The organism is Halobellus rarus, from assembly GCF_024494595.1.
GTDB classification, from domain to species: Archaea; Halobacteriota; Halobacteria; order Halobacteriales; family Haloferacaceae; genus Haloquadratum; species Haloquadratum rarum.
The window spans coordinates 101,758-119,521 of record NZ_JANHDI010000008.1 but is presented as its reverse complement, the minus strand read 5'-3'; the positions used below and the strand labels follow the sequence as shown (position 1 = coordinate 119,521).

Below are 17,764 nucleotides of genomic sequence, written 5' to 3'. Positions count from 1 at the left end.
AGGCGTCTCATCGGACATCGTGCCAGAGGACGTTAGAACAGTATGGTGATTTATAGATCATCATATTGTCGAAGATACGATCGGCCCCCATCTTAATCCGTCACGGAACACGATCCCCACGCAGGACGGAAGCGGACCAATGACCCAACGTCGACCTCACTTCGTCACAACAGCGAGATCGGATGCCTCTCGTGGGAGTCACCAGATCGTGGTGAGCACTGCTAACGCCCTTGTCGTTCAGCTCACGCTATGTCGCCATCGCACGATCGATAGACTACTACGTCCATACGAGATGGGGTTATTGGGTTGTGACAGATCACGACTCGTGGAGTGGGCGATCGACCGGAGATTCCGGAGTGGCTCGAAACGGCCACGCTTTCCTATCGATCGCGTCCCGCTTAGTTCGTCTCGGGAGCGCCAGCCTCGTGGTACGGCTCGTAGACGTGGTCGGCGCCCTCCTCAAAGTCGATTTCGGGCTCCCAGCCGGTGGCCTCACAAAACTTCAAGATGCCGTAACTGTCGAAGGGCACTCGACGTATGCGGGGTCAATTTCGGTGCCGAGCGCGTTGTTGATCAGTGCGACCATCTCGTTGAACGAGTAGGCTTCCTCGGTGCCGACGTTGTAAACGCCAGTGAGTTCCTCGCCGCAGGGAGTTCGCAGGCGCGAGCGATATCCTACGATGTGGGTGAAATCCCCCGTTAGGTGCCGTCTCCGAATAGTTCTGGGGCCTCGCCGCGCGGTCGCATCCGCGAACTGCGCGACCGTGTTCGCGTCCTTGTGTGCCTCTTGCCGCCGAGGCCCGATAGGCGGAAAAGAAGTAGAACCCGGATATATTTATGTCGTGGTGATTCGCGTAGTACTCGGCGTAGCGCTCGTGGGCGAGGCCTCGTAAGTGGTTGTGCCTCGACGACCTTACTCTCGGGCGAGGACTCAGTGCGGCCCGTAGATGGGGTTCGATGAATACGGATCGATACGTTTGTTTGCGGGCGTTTGGTAGGGAAACATAATGCGAATCCTCCGGGTCACGCCGTGGACCTCTCCCGACACGAAGGGAATCGGGGACTACTATGTCCACGCGATGTCAAGAGACCAGGCCACGATGGGTCACGACGTGACCGTGCTCACGACGCGGGCGGACGAATCGCTTCAAGATTGGAATAGAGATTGTCTACAAGTATGACGGACGAATTCGAATCGATCCTCGTCGTAACGCAGTACTTCCCCCCGGAGACAGGAGCCTCCCAGACGAGATGGGACGAACTGTCCAAACGGTGGTCGGAGGAGGCTGCAGTGACCGTGTTGACCTCCGCGCCGGACTATCCGGAAGGCGAGATCTACGACGGGTACGATAACCAGTGGTTGCGACACGAAAAACGGGATGATGTGGACGTATTCTATACGAAAACGATCACGTCGCCCAGCGGGGATCTCCTCCGTCGCAGCCTGAAGTTCTTCTGGTTTATGCTCATCTCGATGGCTGTCGGACTTCGATACGTCTCTCCATCGGTCGTGATCGCGACCTCGCCGCAACCGCTCACAGGCGTCTCCGCCTGGGTCATCGCGCGGATCAAGCGAGCGACGTTTGTGTTCGAGATTCGCGATCTGTGGCCCGAATCCATCTTGGCCGTCAGCGACTTCGACAACGGGTTCGTTATTTGGTTGCTCAAGCGGACCGTGACGTTCCTCTATCATCGAGCCGATCATCTGATTATCGTCGTACAGGCATTCGCTGATCCGCTTACGGAGGCCGACGTGGATGAATCCAAAATATCGTACCAGCCAAACGGGATAAATCCTGAATTCTATCAAATATCAAATACACATACCGACCTTCTATCTCATAATTCAACAGATCTCACCGTCTCCTACGTTGGGACTATTGGACGGGCTCACGGCCTATCAGTGATACTCGACGCGGCCCCGAAACTGGACGGTGTAGAGTTTCTCATTGTTGGAGACGGTGCTGAGAAAGAAACGCTTGAGCAAGCAGCAACGAATCACGACAATGTCGTGTTCACTGGAAGATGTCCGAAAGAGGAGGTACCCGGTATCTTAGCGAAATCAGATATTGCACTCGTTCATCTACAACCGAACGATCTGTTTAAGATGGCACTTCCATCCAAGCTGCTAGAGTCGATGGCTGCCGAACTACCAGTCGTACTCGGTGTACAAGGAGAGGCAGAAAGGGTACTTACCGAGGCCAACGCAGGTATCGTGTTTGAACCGGGTAACGGAGAAGCACTAGCCACAGCAGTTCGCCAGTTACGTGAGAATCCAGACAAGAGACGAGAGTATGCGGTGGCAGGCCGTGAGTACGTTGCTGAACACTTCGACTGGGATACAATCGCAAGAAATTATTTAGACACGATCCTCGACAATCCAGCATAACTGGTTGAACGATTCTATCGAGCACCACCACTGATAGTATAGGTCCACGCGTCAAAATCTAAGTTATCAAGCGTTGCTCGGCCATCTATAAGAACGGCTGGCCCATTGGGGTCTGTATCAAGTTCTTCCCATCGGATTGCCTCGAATTCCTTATGTGGAGTCACAAGAACGATCGCATCGGCTCCGAGATCGTAGATATCCTCTTGATCAATCGGCTGCGCTTCAAAGGCATCGAACATATCGAGTAACGGATCTATGGCATACACGTCCGCACCGAGATCGGTGAGTTCGTGGGTGATGGAAATCGAGGGCGAAGCTCGGATCTCTTCGACGCCTGGACGATACGTCAATCCGAGTACGACGACTGTTGAATCTTCGATTGCGATTCCTTGCGATTCCAGCCCTTCCCGCACCTTGGAGACAGTGAACGACGGCATCGAATCGTTCACTTCTCGTGCCGTAGAGAGGAGTGGAGATGGTGTCTCAAACGGCTTGATCAGGAAATATGGATAATACGGGATACAGTGGCCCCCAACGCCAGGACCAGGGTCGTGAATGTGACAGAACGGCTGTGTGTTCGCGGTATCGATTGCTTCACGAACATCAATTCCTAACTCGTCGGTGAATTTGGCCAGTTCGTTTGCGAGTGCAATGTTAACGTCTCGGTAGAGTCCCTCGAAGAGTTTGACGGCTTCCGCAGTCGTTGCGTTCGAAACCGTAAGCACGCCTTCAGAATTGATCGTATCGTATATCACGCTCGCAGCACGAGTACTTTCCTCATCTACACCTCCGACGACCTTCGGATACTCACCCCTGATGTCTTTGAGTGCTCGTCCCGAGGAAGTTCGTTCGGGACAGAACGCGACGCCGAACTCTCCGCGTTCGAGATCCGATTCCTCGAGCAGTTGCTCGAAAACCCGCTGTTCGGTCGTCTGGGGTGGCACCGTACACTCTATGAGGACGAGATCTCCTTCGGTTAGTCCAGTCGCGATATCTCCGATTACCGTATCGAGGATCGCAAGGTCCGGTTCTTTCTCGTCGGTGATCGGGGTTGGAACGATCACTACGTGGACGGACGCATCTCGAGACGCTTCACGGGGTTCCGTCGTGGCTCGGAGAGATCGGCTATCGACAAGATCGGCGACAAGCGAATCAAGTCCAGGTTCCCGCTTTACGTGACACCCTCCGTCCTGAAGGGTAGCAACGACATCGGGATCGATATCAGCTCCGATCACGTTCCCACACGTCTCTGCGAACACGGACGCTAAGGGAAGACCCATCTTTCCGAGCCCATAAACGGCGACTGGAACCTCGCCCTCTGAGAATGCTTTTTGTTGAGTTTCTTCCTCTACAGAAGTTCCGTACAGCGATTCGAGATTTATTGGCGGGCTATCAGAATCAGTCATCGGTTGAAGCCATCACGAGGTCGGGACTCGTTTCCTGTTCGATTTCTAGTGCGACTGAAAGAGCATCTAATCCGTCTTGGACGGGTACCTCTGGCGTTGTTTCCGATTTTACAGCTTCCAAGAACGATTCAAGTTCTCTCCGTAGCGGTTCCCCGTTTTGGACAACGGGCCGTTCGACGATGCTCTCGTGTTTGAACCGAACATCACCATCTTCCTCAATATATTCTGGAACCGAATTTCGGTGGATCTCGATCGACTGATCGAGATAATCGACTTCGATGAAACACTCCTCTGCGGTGATCTCAAGGGTTCGGACCTTCCGTTGTGTCTTTCGACTCGCAGTAAGCAACGCCATTCGATCACCATCGAATTCCAGAAGTGCGCTTGCGTGTCGCCCCTCACGGACACCGGATCCGGATACCGAGGTGGGTGTCTCGTCGAATAAAGACAGCACAATATCGATGTCGTGGATCATCAGATCGGTCACAGCGCTGTCCTCAATCTTCCGATCTGGTTCGGGGCCAAGTCGTCGAGCACGGGCACTAACGAGCGAGAGATCCTCAACGATCTCTGAGAGCACAGTCACGGCAGGATTGAATCGCTCAATGTGACCCACTTGGACGGGCACATCCGCTGCCTCGACTTGAGCGAGGAGATCGTTGGCGCGATCGAGCGATCCTAACACTGGTTTCTCGACGAACGTCGCGACGCCTTCGTCCAGACACGTCGTCACCACGTCGTAGTGATACTGAGTCGGGACGACGACCGAGACGGCGTCTACGGCCTCCAATAGGTCTCCCGTTTCGATCGCTTCGGTATTGCGTTTCTCGGCGACCTCGCTCGCTCGATCCGAGTCGGCATCAGCGATCCCGACGAGGTTTACGTCATTCAGCTCACGATACACGCGTACGTGGTGTTGGCCCATCGATCCGACGCCGATCACGCCAACGTCAGTCTTGTTTCGTGTCATAGTCCTGAATTACCTCGATGATACGATCGACATCGTCGTCCGAGAGGGAGGGATGAACCGGAAGCGAGAGGACTTCAGTCGCGGCGAGCTCGGCTTCCGGTGCCGTCACCTCGATATCTTCGTACACAGGTTGATTATGAATACACTTCGGATAGTATACCCCGTTTCCGATCCCGTGGTCGTCCAAGTGATCTTGGAGTGAGTTCCGATCGTTCGTACGGATCGTGTACTGATGGTAGACGTGTCTTATGCTCTCCGGTTCGGTCGGAGTGACGACGCTCGTTTCGGCAAGACTGTTGGTCAACTTCGAAGCGTTCGATCGTCTGGTCTTGATAAACTCAGGGAGCTGGTCCAGCTGGACCCGCCCGATGGCCGCTGCCATACTCGTCATTCGGAAGTTGTGTCCGAGTGTCGTATGGTCGTACGACTCGGTCCGGCCGTGATTGACGAACTGAGCAGCTGCCTCGGCGACGCCGTCACAATCGGTAACGATCATTCCGCCCTCTCCCGTGGTCATATTCTTTGTCGGGTAAAACGAGAAGCACGCCACATCTCCAAGGGCACCCACTCGATCGCCGTCGTAGGTTGCGCCATGTGCCTGTGCTGCATCCTCAATAACTGGAACGTTGAGCTCGTCTGCCAACTCGCAGATCGAATCCATGTCTGCCGGGAGTCCGTACAGGTGGACCGGCATAATCGCGTCGACATCGTGTTCACGTGCGGTCGTCGCGGCCGCCTCGGGATCGATATTGTACGTCTCCGGGTCGATATCGGCGAACACCGGCTCTGCCCCGGTAAATCGGACCGTGTTTGCGGTGGCGACGAAGGAAAAGGGTGTCGTCAATACGGTGTCGCCCTTGCCGATCCCGAGCGCTTCAAGCGCGGCGTGGAGTGCGGCCGTTCCGTTTGCCGTCGCGACTCCGTGTTCGACTCCGCAGTAGTTCGCGAACTCGTCTTCGAACTCACGGACCTCCGGCCCGTCCGCGAGCATTCCGCTGTCAAGGACGGCTTCTACGCGATCCTTTGCCTCGTCGCTCATCGTCGGGTTGGCGATCCGTATCGTCATAGCTCGTTTTGCCGCGGGATCTCCTCGGGAAGCGGTCGATGCTCCGCGGGCGCACCGATCGCGAGCGTCTCCGGTGGTACGTCATCAACGACGACAGATCCAGCCGCAACAAACGATCTGGCTCCGAGAGTTATATCAGGAAGGATCGTCGCGTTCGCGCCGATAGACGCGTGGTCTTCGATCGTTGGTCCGGCAAGGTCGGCATCCTCCCGGACTGGATACGGATCGTTGGTCAAGATGGCATGTGGACCGACGAAGACGTGATCGCCGATCGTCGTGTCGGAGGGGACATACACACCGGTCTGGAGGCTGACTCCGGATCCGACGGTCGTGCGCCCGTCGATGACGGCCTTGGTTCCGACGAGCACGTCGTCGCCGATCTCGGTTAACTCTCGAACGAGCGCGTAGTGACCCGTCGAGAATCGGTCGCCGATTGCGACGTCGTCGTAGATGATCGTCCCCGCCCGAATCGTCGGGTCGGCTCCGATGTGGGGATCGTCGGAGTCGTCCGCATACTCGTACCCGATCGTAGCCTGATTCATATCGTCAAAGATTGTCTCCTGTTCGGATCCAGTCGGCAGAAGTATGATAATCTTCCGATACGAGGGCTGTCACCCGCGTCATATCGAACGGTATAACTGGGTTCTGGAGTTATCGATATCCGATATGGACGTTCTTTCGGTTGTCGGAGCTAGACCACAGTTCATCAAGGCCTTCGTGGTTTCCCGTGAATTGCGTCGCGACCACGACGAGATACTCGTCCACACCGGTCAGCACTACGACGAGGAACTCTCCGACGTGTTCTTCGAGGAACTGGGAATCCCTGAGCCGGATCACAACCTCGGTATCGGATCGGATAGTCACGCCACTCAAACCGCTCAGATGATGATCGGACTTGAGGAGTTGGTAGACGAGTACGAACCGGACGTACTGCTCTGTTACGGGGACACGAACTCGACGCTCGCGGCCGCAATTGTCGCCTCAAAGGTGGACGTGAAGCTGGCACACGTTGAGGCGGGATTACGAAGTTTTAATCGGGATATGCCCGAAGAGATGAATCGAATCTTGACCGATCACGCCGCGGATATCCTGTTCACACCCAGCGAACGCGCCGTCGACAATCTTGAATCCGAGGGGATCACTGACGGAGTGTACAACGTTGGCGACGTGATGTACGATTCGTTGTTGTGGGCGCGCGAGGAAGGAGCAGAACATTCGACGATCCGTGAGTATCTCGGCGTTGGGGACACGGAGTACCTCCTCGCGACAGTCCACCGACCTCGGAACACAGACGATCGGGCACGCTTGGAGACGATCCTTGCGAGTCTTGCTGCCGATCCGCGTCCCGTCATCTTCCCAACTCACCCGCGGACGATCGAACGGTTAGAGCGATACGATCTTCTGGAGATGGCCGAAGAAAATCTCACGCTCATCGATCCAGTTGGATATCTGGACTTCGTTATGCTTCAGGCCGGTGCGGAAATCATCGTGACCGATTCCGGTGGCATTCAGAAGGAGGCGTTCTTCCTCAACGTTCCCTGCGTGACGCTGCGTGAAGAAACGGAGTGGCCGGAGACAGTCGCAGCCGGTGGGAACGTGTTGGTGGGTGCGGACGCCGACGCGATCACGGGGGCGTTGGCTGACCCACCTCGGTCGTCGTCGGATTCAGAGCCCTATGGAGACGGCAAAGCGGGGGAGACGATCTTTCGGGCGTTGAGTGAGCTATCGGAGTAGATCCTCGTACAGAGCGACGAGTTTCTCGGCTTCAGCTTCCCAGCTGTACTCTTTCTCGACTAGGGAGCGCATCACTTCCGCGCCGTAGTCGGTCGTGATAGCTTTCTCAACGGCGTCTGCCGTGGCCTCCGTATCTCCTTGTGGAACGACATAGCAGTACTGTTCGGGCATAAACTCCTCAACTGCATCGACGGGAGTCGTCACGATCGGCAGGCCCGCATAGAGGTACTCGAAGAACTTCGTTGGAACGCCTTTCTTGTAGTGTTCGACGTCAAGCAATGCGAGCCCGACGTCGGCAGAGTGGAGGTACAGGAACATATCTTCGTACGGAAGATAACCAGGGAATCGAATGTGGTCTTTGAGATCTCGCTGTTGAATGAAACGATTCACTCGCGCGTGATCCTCGTCTGGAGACCACTCCCCGAGTGCCCACAACTCGATATCAACGTCACGCTCCAGCAACGTTTCGAGGAGTTCGAGCATTCGGTAGATCCCACGTAGCTCATATAACCCACCGACGTAACAGAGGACGTGTGTTCGGGTTCGCTTGATCGAGTTCGTTGCCTGCTGTAACGATTCCGTCCGGGGAAAATTGTGGGCGACTGTAACAGGTATCCCTCGATCGCGGAACGGAGCAGCAATCCAGTCGGAAACCGTAATTATGGCGTCGAACTGCTCTGCTGCGTACCTCTCGATTTTGGGGACTGTATACGACAGCGGAACCGATACCGGCTTCGGAATCCACTCGCGCGTCGTAACGATGTGTCCGTAATCTTCGTGGACATCGTACACGATGGCTGCATCAGTCGTCGCCGAGAGGTAAAGGCCAACTGGGATCAACTCCGGATCGTGAAAGTGGTATATCGACGCGTCGAGACGTTTTGCCGTTCGAGCGACCTGTGGAATGCTCTGCCATCGCTTAGCGCGTGTGTCGACCGATCCGAGATCAAAAAATCGAACGCCGTTTCGGTCTTCATCCGGCGTATCGTGTGCGAGGATCCCGATATCGAACCCCGCCTGTATCAAACTGGTGGCCTCCTTGTCGAAGATCCGGGTGTCTATCGGCGTATGGGCGGTTGTTAGGTGTAGACTATCCATCACAACAACAGGTGAGGAGCAGACGTATAACTGACCTGATTTGGACTTAGTATAATCTGTCCCGTTTCGAGTAGTTAGATCCGGGCTGATGGGAACACAAACTGAATGCCCGATCGAAAGCACCTCCTCACTAACCGTCGGAGCTGAATATTATTCGCTGCTCGACGCAGTCGACAGCAAGTCCATTGCTGACGATTTCGAAATCAGCACTTACACTGCGAAACACGATTTCGACAACCACCACAAAGTCGCTATTCTTGAGGGAATTCACCCCCCACTCGCTTGCCGAGGTCGATGAGAAAACCAACACCCACGAGCAGGTGGCGTATATGGCTGGCTCGACCTTCTCTCGATTGACGAACGACCGCGACTACCGCGCGGTCGTTCGTCTCTTCTTCGAGCTACTTCATTCACCGCAACTCGATCACCAACGCGGGGTCCAACGCAAACGCCTCGACTGGCTAGAGCGAGCCGTTGTGGCAACTGATGCTACGAATCTCACCCTCACCAGATCAATTGCTATGCCGAGCGAGAGCCGTGACAGCGAGACCCTGCGGGTGATTCTGTCGGGTGAGGAAGGGCTCCATCTCAATCCTGCCGCTCGCGTTGACGGCGACGCTAAGTCTCCATTTGGTGTCACGATTACGCCAGGCGTGATGCGGGAACCGACCCAATTTGGTCATCTCCAGAGCGACGTCAAGGTCTTTGCAGACCTCGACTCGACAATTCACGTGTTCGACCACGGCTACCTCGATTACGAGCAATTCTGCTCACTCAAGGAGCGTGGCAAGGACTTCATCTGTCTACTCCAATCTGACGCTCGGGCCGACATCTTGAAGCACGTCCAAGATGTCGAGATTACTGACGAACAGGAGACACGACACCTCCGCGATGAACGAATTGAGCTAGCTGAGACCGGTGAGAAATTTCGCCGCATTGTCTTCGAAGACGTCGATGGCGAAGAACTCGCGTATCTGACGACGTTGTCGTCAGGATACGCACCTGTAGAGGTGATGAGCATCTACACGCTTCGAACTATGATTGAGATCGTCTTCCGAGAACTGAAACAGTACACGAATATCAAAAATTTCCACTCACAATCGCTGAATGGCGTTTTATTCGATATTTTCTGTACGTTGATCGGGTATATGCTGGTCAAGTGGTTCCGGCAGCGCCACCCACTTCGGAGTGGCGTTCCGGAAGCGATCCGAACGATCCGCACACGATGGAACACGGCGTTGCGAACCTACGGCTGAATTCGTCTCGCAGTGGTTGGAGCGCCGCCGCTGTGAGCGGCAGCTCTCCTCAGTCTGTGAATTTCTCGTCCAACTCCGGAGGATGACCCGAAATGGACTTCCTCTCCCGGCTGTTCTTCCTGAGAATGTTGTACTGTTCGAGCACATATACAGTCATTCGACGGATTCTGTCGAGTCGCTTGCTCGGTGACTTTATCACCTCGAAACAAGGACATTTTTCGATGAGGTTTCGGTCAACGTAGTCTAGGTGACCGCTCAATCCGACGCGAAAGAGGGCAGTCAAGTATCCGTAGTCATCGACCAGAAACTCAGTGTCTGAAAGATCGTGTTTCTCGGCGAGAATCTCCTCTGCGTTCTCCGGGCGACGCGGATCCATTGGACGCGACTTTGCGTACTTCATCCCAGCAGCACGTGATTTCCGGCTGAGATGCGCAGGATAATTTGCGTGAAGTAAGTTTCGGCAGCCTGCCGGGTCGTGTTTAGTTAAGCGTGAAAAGTGAAGCGGACCAATTTCTTGGTGCCTATGCCAGAAATCAGCCGCCTCACCAGACATAGAGACTGGATCGATTTGGACTTTGTGGAGCGAGAGCGGACACCCGAGTCAGCGATGGGACTCGGTATTCAATCGCACGTTGCGGGGGGCTCTCATTGTCGAATACCGTCGAATTGCTCAAAGACCTGGGTGTCCAGCGGAGCCGAAAAGCGATCCACGATTGGGTGCAAAAAGCCGATCTACAGCCCGAATCCGGCCGAGAACCGAATCAGGTCGCGCTCGACGAAACCGTGATTCGCATCAACGACCAGCAATTCTGTGTACGCTGCTGGCGATCCAGCGACGAACGAACTGCTTCATATCCACCTGTTTTCGACGACGACAACCGCCCTCACCGAGATCTTCCTCCGCGAACTGCGAGAAAAACACGATGTCGAAACTGCCGTCTTCCTCGTCGATGGCGCCCAACACCTCCAAACCGCGCTTCACCGAGCCGGCCTCCGATTTCAGATATCTCGATACGGAAATCGAAATGCCATCGAACGGATTTTTCGCGAGTTGAAGCGCCGAACCTCGTAGTTTTCGACCTGCTTCAGCCACGTCGAACCAGAAACAGCCGAATCATGGCTCCAAGCCTCGCTCGCTGGCAGAATGGTCCAAACTAAACACTACCTGTAACTCCCAACAAGATAGCTACTGTTTTAGCAAGTCTATTAACTAACGAGTATAACGGTCTATAAGAGAATAAGCGCTATATGAACCCACAATTAAATAAAATCAATCCATATCAAACTATTTACAAATCCAAATTATTAATGGTGTTTTACTATATAGTCTTTGCTCTTATATTGTCTCTCTTTTATATAATATTTGTTGTTCCGATGTTCTCATATTCTGGTTTCTCGATGTCATTATCACCATATGAGTTGGGTATATGTATTACGTTATTTGTTATAATAGGCTTGTCTCTACCAGTAAAAGAGACAAGTTTGCGGTTAATAATCCTACATTTTTTATTCGCATTCTCTCTTGTCCCTTTACTTGTTTATACGATATTGGGTCCGGGGAACTTGATCTATACCTCTATTATCTGTATTGGCTTTATACTTACTATTTTGATAAGCGACCTAGGAATACACTTAACTCGCCCTTCTCTCCCAATAAATATATATAATTTAACAACTTTGCTTCTTTCTTTTTCAATTTTTATCGGATTATGGCTATTAATCCAGAATGGATTACCTCAGCTAACTGCTCTAGATCTAAGAGATGTCTATGAGGTCCGTGGTACGACAATATATGGTGGAACGCTATTTGTCTACCTAGTTTCTTGGCAGGCAAAGGTAGTGAATCCATTTTTAATCGCATATGGGATAACAAATAAAAAATATATGGTGGGGCTAGTTGCTTTCTGTCTTCAGCTTGGTACTTATTTATATACATCTCATAAAATATACTTATTTTCAATTGGGTTAGTTGTTCTTCTTATTTGGATTCTTTTTGAGGGAAGTGTTTCTCTTACACTAAGTAAGGTTCTTTCTATCTCTGTTGTTTCATCATATATTGTTTATTTGTTTTCCGACCTTCTGATCATACCTTCAATTATGATCCGACGCGTTTTCTTTTTGCCTCCAAAAGCTCAGACACACTATTACGATTATTTTTCCGAGAATGAATTTGCATACTTTTCTATGAGTCGAGTGGGATTCTTCATTGATGAGGTGTATGAAGAATCACTTCCAACGATTATCGGTCGTGAGTATTTCTCTGGGGCATCCGCAAATGCGGCATACTTCGCTGATGGATACGCTCAACTCGGGTTACTGGGTATTTTAATTGTATCTATCGTTTTGGGGTTTGTACTTCTTATTGCGAATAGTATGATTGATTCAACCGATCCGATCGCCACTACTGCGGTCATCATTCCTTTTTTCAGTCTCATAAATAGCGCCCTTACGACTACACTACTAACCCATGGGTTAGTAGTTGGTATTGCTCTCGCTATTCTATATTCATCTATTCAAACCTCTAATAAGCGTGAAGTGATCCAGTAGAGGGCACTGTCTCGTTAGCGTAGATTTAGGAACGAGCAGGCTGTTAAGTATCCTATCCAGAATCTTGCAGACCTGCTCAACGAGGACTTAGACAGTGAGCTAGATGAATGTTGGGAATGTAAGTGGACGGCGACGCCGATAAGTGGTCTGCGAAGAGTCGGGCCCTGAGAGAACGTTTACCTCGCGATGAAGAGTAGTCGGTGAGGTCAGTTGGAGAAACACCAGGGTGTCATAGAACGGTTAGCACACCTGTATTTCCGCTCCCAGAATCGCTCAGTGAAGAGTGTTCACATATCATCAGAATCAAGAATTTTCCATTAGAGATCTACCTGATTTACGATGTCACAACTGACGACGACTCTCACTGATACCCTTGGTCTTGACGTTCCCATCGTTCAAGCGCCGATTGGAAGCGCGACCTGCCCCGCACTGGCAGCTACTGTCGCTGACGCTGGCGCACTCGGGATGCTCGCTGTCACATAGCGAGACGAAGAGGCGACTCGCAAGGTTATCACCGAAACAAACCGCAGAACAGATGGTGTTTTTGGCGTAAACGTTGTTGCGGATTCAGACGCAAAAGACATTCCGATGGAGACCCACGTGGAGGTCTGCCTTGACGAAGGAACCGATATTTTCTCCTTTTCATTCGGGGATGCTGTGCCCTACATTGAGCAAATCCACTCGCACGACGGTACTGTCCTTCAGACGGTAGGGAGTGCTGCAGAGGTGAAAGCAGCCGTTGATGCGGGTGTCGATGTTCTCGTTGCACAGGGGTGGGAAGCAGGTGGTCACGTGCAGAGTACGGTTGCAACACTGCCACTGGTGCCACGTATAGTTGATGCAGTTCCTGACACACCAGTTATTGCTGCTGGCGGAATCGCAGACGGGCGTGGAATTGCCGCCGTACTCACGCTCGGGGGGACTGGTGCGTGGCTCGGCACGCGGTTTCTCGTAACGGAGGAAGCTCACGTCCATCGACTATATCGACAGCGGGTACTCAGAGCGGATGAGACCGAAACGGTCTACTCGGCTCTCTTCGACGAAGGCTGGCCGGATGTGCCGCATTGAGTACTTGAAAACACGACTGTCGCGGACTGGAAAGCGGCAGGACAGCCAGAAACCGAGCGCCCGGGAGAGGACGAGGTTGTCGCAGAAACGGATGATGGCACACCGATACGTCGGTATGAGGATTCGCTTGCAGTCCCCGGTATAGAAGGCGCCGTGAAAGAACTGCTGCTTTATGCAGGACAGAGCGCAGGATTAACCCAGAAGGAGCAACCAGCAGATGAACTTGTGGCAACCCTCGCTGAAGAAACAATCGAGGCACTGGAACGGACCAATTGATAGATACGCAAGCAGAGTTTCACGGCTGATTCGGCTGTGAGATTGTGACATAAACACCGGGTCGCGTTAACTTTGGCGTGAATTGTGCCGGACGGCGAGAGCTTGGAGCCACGATTCTGCTGTCTTCGGATTGAGATGATTGAAGCTAGTTGCAAACGAAGACGTTCGTCGTTCTATTTCCCAAAAGACACGTTCGATGGCATTCCGATTCCCATGTGAAATCATCTGGAATCGGTACCCGTCTTCCTCAAGGACATTCACCAAGTAATCGGCGTCATCAACGAGAAATTCGACGTTGTTGAGTTGATATCGTCGATGAAGCTCGGCCAGAAACCATCGCGTCGTCTGTTTCGTCGTCGTTGGAAACAGCCTGACGTGCAAGATTTCGCTCGTTTCGGGATCCACGGCACCGTATAGCCAGTAGTCGTCGCCGTTGACGCGGATCACTTTCTCGTCAATCGCGAGTTGATCTGTAGTGACCGTCGAAATCGGCTGTAGATCAGCCTTGTGCACCCAGTTGTGAATAGTGACGTGACTGCGCTGGACTCCCAACTCATCGAGAAGTTGACTGGCATCCCTCGTTGACATACTGGCAAGATGACACCGGATGCCCACTTGAATCGCCCACTCGGGAGTCCGCTTTCGCTCCACAAACGACAAGTCGATCCACTCGATACACTCGCTGAGGCGTTCGGATTCTGCCATAGACACTCAGAACTCGAACGCCTCATCCTCTAACTTAACGCGACCCTGTGCCTTCGCCTTGTCGTCGTTATCACCAACTATGAACGAGGAGACAACCAGGCAGTACCGTGATCACAGTGTGAGAAAAGTTCTATGACACCCTCTAATAAGAGAATATTTTTGTCGCTGTTTCTCTATCTTTCATAATATGGCTGAGGTAGAGTATGCACTTAATTCTGACTGGCATACAGAGAAAGGTTGGCACGTACGATCAGACCAAGCAGCTGATCCCACGCTCAATACGAATGCAAATAAACTGTCGCAGAATAATGGATTCTATGCTTTAGCCCGCGTAACCGATGATGAAGTAATTCTAATTGTGGATCACGTTAGAAGTATCCCTATTTTTTATTCGAAAATAGGGGATGATTTCATATTTAGTGACAGCATTAAATGGATAGAAAATAAGGTAGGCACTTTCCGTGATCAGATATATAATATTGAATTTAGAACAACAGGATATGTTGTTGACAATGATACCAGAAATCCAAAAATAAAACAGTTACTTCCCGGAAGCATATGTAGATACGACCGAAAGAATAAAAAATTAAGCACGAATTCACACTTTGATTTTAAGTATATTAATGAGAGTGGTAATAATAACCTAAGACAAGTTACTCAAACCGCGATACAGCGGTTGACTGATTATGCAGATGGGAGACAAATAGTTCTTCCACTTAGTGCAGGTATTGATTCTCGGTTAATTGCTACTGAACTTAAAGATTCTGCTTACAAAAATGTATTATGTTTTACATATGGTCGAAGAAACAGTAAAGAGGTCCAATTAGCAAAAAAGACAGCAAACTCATTAGATTTAGAATGGATTCATATCCCATATACTGAAGAACTCTGGCGAAGATGGTATAATTCTGATCGCCGTGAGCAGTTGTACGAACACTCAGATACACTTGTTTCAATTCCGCACATCGAAGCCGGGCCAGCATTATGGTATCTAGAAGAAAAAAATCAAATCACATCTGATTCTGTATTTACTCCTGGATACGGTGGAGATACAATTTCTGGCGCAAGTCTGCCCAAAACGATACACCAAAAAAAGCAGGTTTGTCTAGAAGATGTTATTAATCTAGTTATGGATGAACACTATACACTATCATCGATGTCCGACGACGTTAAAGAGCGGGTAAGATCCCGTATTAGAAGGACGATTGACTCTCCAGATATCGAGACCCGTAATTCAGCTCTAGAAGCGTATGAACGATGGGGTTTCAACAATCGACAGTCAAAATTCATTATCAATTCGGTTCGGTTGTGGGATACATTTAATTATGATTGGTATCTCCCTCTTTGGGACCGTGAATTAGTACAATTTTGGCTATCAGTCCCAGTTCGTGAACGCATCAACAGAAAATTATACAATGATTATGTCTCGAGGAGATGTAGTGAAGTGGGTACGTTCAAACCAGGGACAGAGGTAAGAACAGAAAGATCAACGATCTCTGAAAAAATCAAAACTAACCTCCGAGGGACCTCAGTTGGAAATGCTATGAAACCATTTTATTATAGATATAAAAGGGAGAAGATGTATAAGAACCATCCATTAGCCTGGTACGGACTGGTTGATAAGACGGAATATAATCAGCACTCTACCGGTATTGGGAATATAAATACATTCATTGCTAAGGATATTCTTGGGGAGATTGATTTGAATCCGTGATGAATAGAAGTAACTGAGGGGCTCTGGAGAATCACTAGACAGCGTCAAGTTCGACCGTTAGAACTTGGAAGATGAAGCGGGAGAGTGTCGATGGCTATGTCGAAAATCTCCCGCTTCACGAAGAAAGCGGTCACGTTAGCTAAAAATGCCGTTGGTGGCCGAGGCGAAGTCGCCGCCCCCGAAGGGGGTGGCGGCTTCGCCGACTACGCTCTCGTCTCGCTGCACTGTCTGCGGATTTACCTTGATGCGTCGTACCGCAATGCTCTGGATCTGTTGAGCGAAATGCCGCATATTCTTGGGGAGATCGGCCTCGAAGAGGGCAATCTCCCAGATACTCTACGCTGGTTAAGGCGTTTGATAGGTTCCAGATGAAGGTCTGGCGAGTGCTGCTGCGCGACTTCTCAGGTCACGCCGCCATCGGTGCTACGTTCTTCGACCGCGAAAACGCGAGCAAGCACTACTGCCGCCGGACGAATTACCGCGTTCAGACACTCAAAGCGACCGCTCTCGTCGATACAGAATCTCAAGCTGTCCTTGACGCTCACTGTACGACTGAGAAAACGCACGACACACAGCTCGGCTAGCAGGTCGCCTCCCGCAACGCAGGCGACCTGACCAGCCTCGCCGCCGACAAAGGTTACGACTGGATGCAGTTACGTGAGAAACTGCGTGAAGAGGACGTGAGACCGCTGATTAAGCCGGCGCTCGTCCAGGAATTTCTCGAAGAAACCTACGGCGTCGAGTACTCCTATCCGAGTTGTCGGCGGCTGTTGGAAGAAGCTGGATTAAACTATCAAAAACCTCGCCGTACAGCCGCCGAAGCCGAGGAATCCGACCAAGAGGAGTTCTATGACGAGATCAAAAAAGCGGGCGGAGATGGACGCCACAATAGTCTGCGTCGACCAAACCAAAAAATCCGTGCAGGTCGAGCCGCGTGCCGCGTGGTTTCCGCGCGGAACGCGGCCGAGCGTCGAACTGTCCGGCCAACGCGACTGGACGTGCCTGCTTGGCGCGATCACCGAAGACGGCGACTGCTTTTTCTCACGGTTCACCGAGTACGTTACCGCCGATCACGCAAAACATTTCATTCTCGCATTATGCAAAGAATTCGAAAAAGACTTGATCGTCGTGTTGGACGGTGCGCCGTACTTCCAGGCGTCGGTCGTCACGGACCTGGCGGCCCGTGACGACCTCGACTTCGTCACGTTACCGGCGTATTCGCCGGAACTCAACCGTGTCGAAGAGTGCTGACGACAACTCCAAGACGCCCTCAGCAACCGGTTCTTCGACTCGCTTGAGCAACTGACCACCACGATCGATACCGCTCTCGACCAACTTTCGCTCCCTAATATGAGCAATTATTTCTAATGACTACTATAGCTGTGAATTCCGTAATCGTAGAATTCCCTGTGTGAGGAATGTTTTCACCCGTGTTGTGCGTGAAGGTGTTGTCGATGGTGACAACACCTTTACTGGTCTATCGCGTCTCATCGGTCTGCTGGAGTAGCTCGAGTCGTTCTTTGTTGAGCTGTTCT

At 51.9% G+C, this 17,764-nt stretch carries 10 protein-coding genes and 8 pseudogenes; 10 read left to right on the top strand and 8 right to left on the bottom strand.

The window, feature by feature from the left end:
* Positions 1 to 398: 398 nt before the first annotated feature.
* Positions 399 to 884, bottom strand: a pseudogene (locus NO876_RS10415) (GDP-mannose 4,6-dehydratase); the annotation flags it as partial.
* Between the two features lie 123 nt (positions 885 to 1,007).
* Between NO876_RS10415 and NO876_RS18030 the strand changes: the two are divergent.
* Both NO876_RS18030 and NO876_RS10410 read left to right on the top strand, forming a co-directional pair.
* Positions 1,008 to 1,148 (top strand): annotated as a pseudogene (locus NO876_RS18030) (glycosyltransferase family 1 protein); the annotation flags it as partial.
* 29 nt (positions 1,149 to 1,177) lie between these two features.
* The gene (locus NO876_RS10410; protein WP_256421607.1) at positions 1,178 to 2,389 is read left to right on the top strand and encodes a glycosyltransferase family 4 protein; all 1,212 of its coding nucleotides are present in this window, start codon (positions 1,178 to 1,180) and stop codon (positions 2,387 to 2,389) included.
* A gap of 14 nt (positions 2,390 to 2,403) precedes the next feature.
* Here NO876_RS10410 and NO876_RS10405 read toward each other — a convergent pair whose 3' ends face one another.
* From NO876_RS10405 to NO876_RS10390, 4 genes are read right to left on the bottom strand one after another with little or no spacing between them, the layout of a single operon-like run.
* On the bottom strand, positions 2,404 to 3,795 hold the full coding sequence (locus NO876_RS10405; protein WP_256421606.1) for a nucleotide sugar dehydrogenase: 1,392 nt from the start codon (positions 3,793 to 3,795) through the stop codon (positions 2,404 to 2,406).
* Entirely contained in the window at positions 3,788 to 4,765 is a 978-nt protein-coding gene (locus tag NO876_RS10400; RefSeq protein WP_256421605.1) for a Gfo/Idh/MocA family protein, read from the bottom strand. Before NO876_RS10400 ends, NO876_RS10405 begins: the two co-directional genes overlap by 8 nt.
* Positions 4,746 to 5,804 (bottom strand): DegT/DnrJ/EryC1/StrS family aminotransferase, encoded by a 1,059-nt coding sequence (locus NO876_RS10395; protein ID WP_256421604.1) that lies wholly within the window; start codon positions 5,802 to 5,804, stop codon positions 4,746 to 4,748. The genes NO876_RS10400 and NO876_RS10395 overlap by 20 nt, the downstream gene beginning before the upstream one ends.
* Before the next feature lie 23 nt (positions 5,805 to 5,827).
* Positions 5,828 to 6,373, bottom strand: coding sequence for an acyltransferase (locus NO876_RS10390; RefSeq protein ID WP_256421603.1), 546 nt, complete (start codon positions 6,371 to 6,373; stop codon positions 5,828 to 5,830).
* Between the two features lie 124 nt (positions 6,374 to 6,497).
* Between NO876_RS10390 and wecB the strand changes: the two genes are divergently transcribed.
* Entirely contained in the window at positions 6,498 to 7,565 is a 1,068-nt protein-coding gene (gene wecB, locus NO876_RS10385; protein WP_256421602.1) for a non-hydrolyzing UDP-N-acetylglucosamine 2-epimerase, read from the top strand.
* On the opposite strand, the gene NO876_RS10380 is transcribed toward wecB, so the two are convergent.
* The gene (locus NO876_RS10380; RefSeq protein WP_256421601.1) at positions 7,554 to 8,663 is read right to left on the bottom strand and encodes a glycosyltransferase family 4 protein; all 1,110 of its coding nucleotides are present in this window, start codon (positions 8,661 to 8,663) and stop codon (positions 7,554 to 7,556) included. The genes wecB and NO876_RS10380 overlap by 12 nt on opposite strands.
* A gap of 88 nt (positions 8,664 to 8,751) precedes the next feature.
* On the opposite strand from NO876_RS10380, the pseudogene NO876_RS10375 reads away from it, so the two are divergent.
* Positions 8,752 to 9,919: pseudogene (locus NO876_RS10375) on the top strand (IS4 family transposase).
* Positions 9,920 to 10,126: 207 nt separating this feature from the next.
* Here NO876_RS10375 and NO876_RS10370 read toward each other — a convergent pair.
* Positions 10,127 to 10,259, bottom strand: a pseudogene (locus tag NO876_RS10370) (IS6 family transposase); the annotation flags it as partial.
* A gap of 183 nt (positions 10,260 to 10,442) precedes the next feature.
* Here NO876_RS10370 and NO876_RS10365 point away from each other — a divergent pair.
* The 3 genes and pseudogenes from NO876_RS10365 to NO876_RS18025 all read left to right on the top strand — a co-directional run bounded on the left by NO876_RS10365 (position 10,443) and on the right by NO876_RS18025 (position 13,810).
* Positions 10,443 to 11,077, top strand: a pseudogene (locus tag NO876_RS10365) (IS6 family transposase).
* A 240-nt stretch (positions 11,078 to 11,317) separates the two neighbouring features.
* The gene (locus NO876_RS10360) at positions 11,318 to 12,466 is read left to right on the top strand and encodes a hypothetical protein (protein ID WP_256421600.1); all 1,149 of its coding nucleotides are present in this window, start codon (positions 11,318 to 11,320) and stop codon (positions 12,464 to 12,466) included.
* Between the two features lie 339 nt (positions 12,467 to 12,805).
* Positions 12,806 to 13,810: pseudogene (locus tag NO876_RS18025) on the top strand (NAD(P)H-dependent flavin oxidoreductase).
* Positions 13,811 to 13,876: 66 nt separating this feature from the next.
* Here NO876_RS18025 and NO876_RS10345 read toward each other — a convergent pair.
* Complete coding sequence (locus tag NO876_RS10345; RefSeq protein WP_256421597.1) at positions 13,877 to 14,515, bottom strand: IS6 family transposase; 639 nt, start codon at positions 14,513 to 14,515, stop codon at positions 13,877 to 13,879.
* A 187-nt stretch (positions 14,516 to 14,702) separates the two neighbouring features.
* On the opposite strand from NO876_RS10345, the gene NO876_RS10340 reads away from it, so the two are divergent.
* The 3 genes and pseudogenes from NO876_RS10340 to NO876_RS10330 form a co-directional block, all read left to right on the top strand.
* The gene (locus NO876_RS10340; protein WP_256421596.1) at positions 14,703 to 16,229 is read left to right on the top strand and encodes an asparagine synthase-related protein; all 1,527 of its coding nucleotides are present in this window, start codon (positions 14,703 to 14,705) and stop codon (positions 16,227 to 16,229) included.
* A 96-nt stretch (positions 16,230 to 16,325) separates the two neighbouring features.
* Positions 16,326 to 16,927: pseudogene (locus tag NO876_RS10335) on the top strand (IS5 family transposase); the annotation flags it as partial.
* Positions 16,916 to 17,597 (top strand): annotated as a pseudogene (locus NO876_RS10330) (IS630 family transposase); the annotation flags it as partial. The pseudogenes NO876_RS10335 and NO876_RS10330, both read left to right, overlap by 12 nt.
* Positions 17,598 to 17,764 lie beyond the last annotated feature (167 nt).

What these genes read in the sequence shown, in the direction of transcription:
- NO876_RS10380 (WP_256421601.1), bottom strand. Translation starts at nt 8,663, where the DNA reads ATGGATAGTCTACACCTAACAACCGCCCATACGCCGATAGACACCCGG.
- wecB (WP_256421602.1), top strand. Translation starts at nt 6,498, where the DNA reads ATGGACGTTCTTTCGGTTGTCGGAGCTAGACCACAGTTCATCAAGGCC.
- NO876_RS10390 (WP_256421603.1), bottom strand. Translation starts at nt 6,373, where the DNA reads ATGAATCAGGCTACGATCGGGTACGAGTATGCGGACGACTCCGACGAT.
- NO876_RS10410 (WP_256421607.1), top strand. Translation starts at nt 1,178, where the DNA reads ATGACGGACGAATTCGAATCGATCCTCGTCGTAACGCAGTACTTCCCC.
- NO876_RS10360 (WP_256421600.1), top strand. Translation starts at nt 11,318, where the DNA reads ATGTCATTATCACCATATGAGTTGGGTATATGTATTACGTTATTTGTT.
- NO876_RS10395 (WP_256421604.1), bottom strand. Translation starts at nt 5,804, where the DNA reads ATGAGCGACGAGGCAAAGGATCGCGTAGAAGCCGTCCTTGACAGCGGA.
- NO876_RS10405 (WP_256421606.1), bottom strand. Translation starts at nt 3,795, where the DNA reads ATGACTGATTCTGATAGCCCGCCAATAAATCTCGAATCGCTGTACGGA.
- NO876_RS10345 (WP_256421597.1), bottom strand. Translation starts at nt 14,515, where the DNA reads ATGGCAGAATCCGAACGCCTCAGCGAGTGTATCGAGTGGATCGACTTG.
- NO876_RS10400 (WP_256421605.1), bottom strand. Translation starts at nt 4,765, where the DNA reads ATGACACGAAACAAGACTGACGTTGGCGTGATCGGCGTCGGATCGATG.
- NO876_RS10340 (WP_256421596.1), top strand. Translation starts at nt 14,703, where the DNA reads ATGGCTGAGGTAGAGTATGCACTTAATTCTGACTGGCATACAGAGAAA.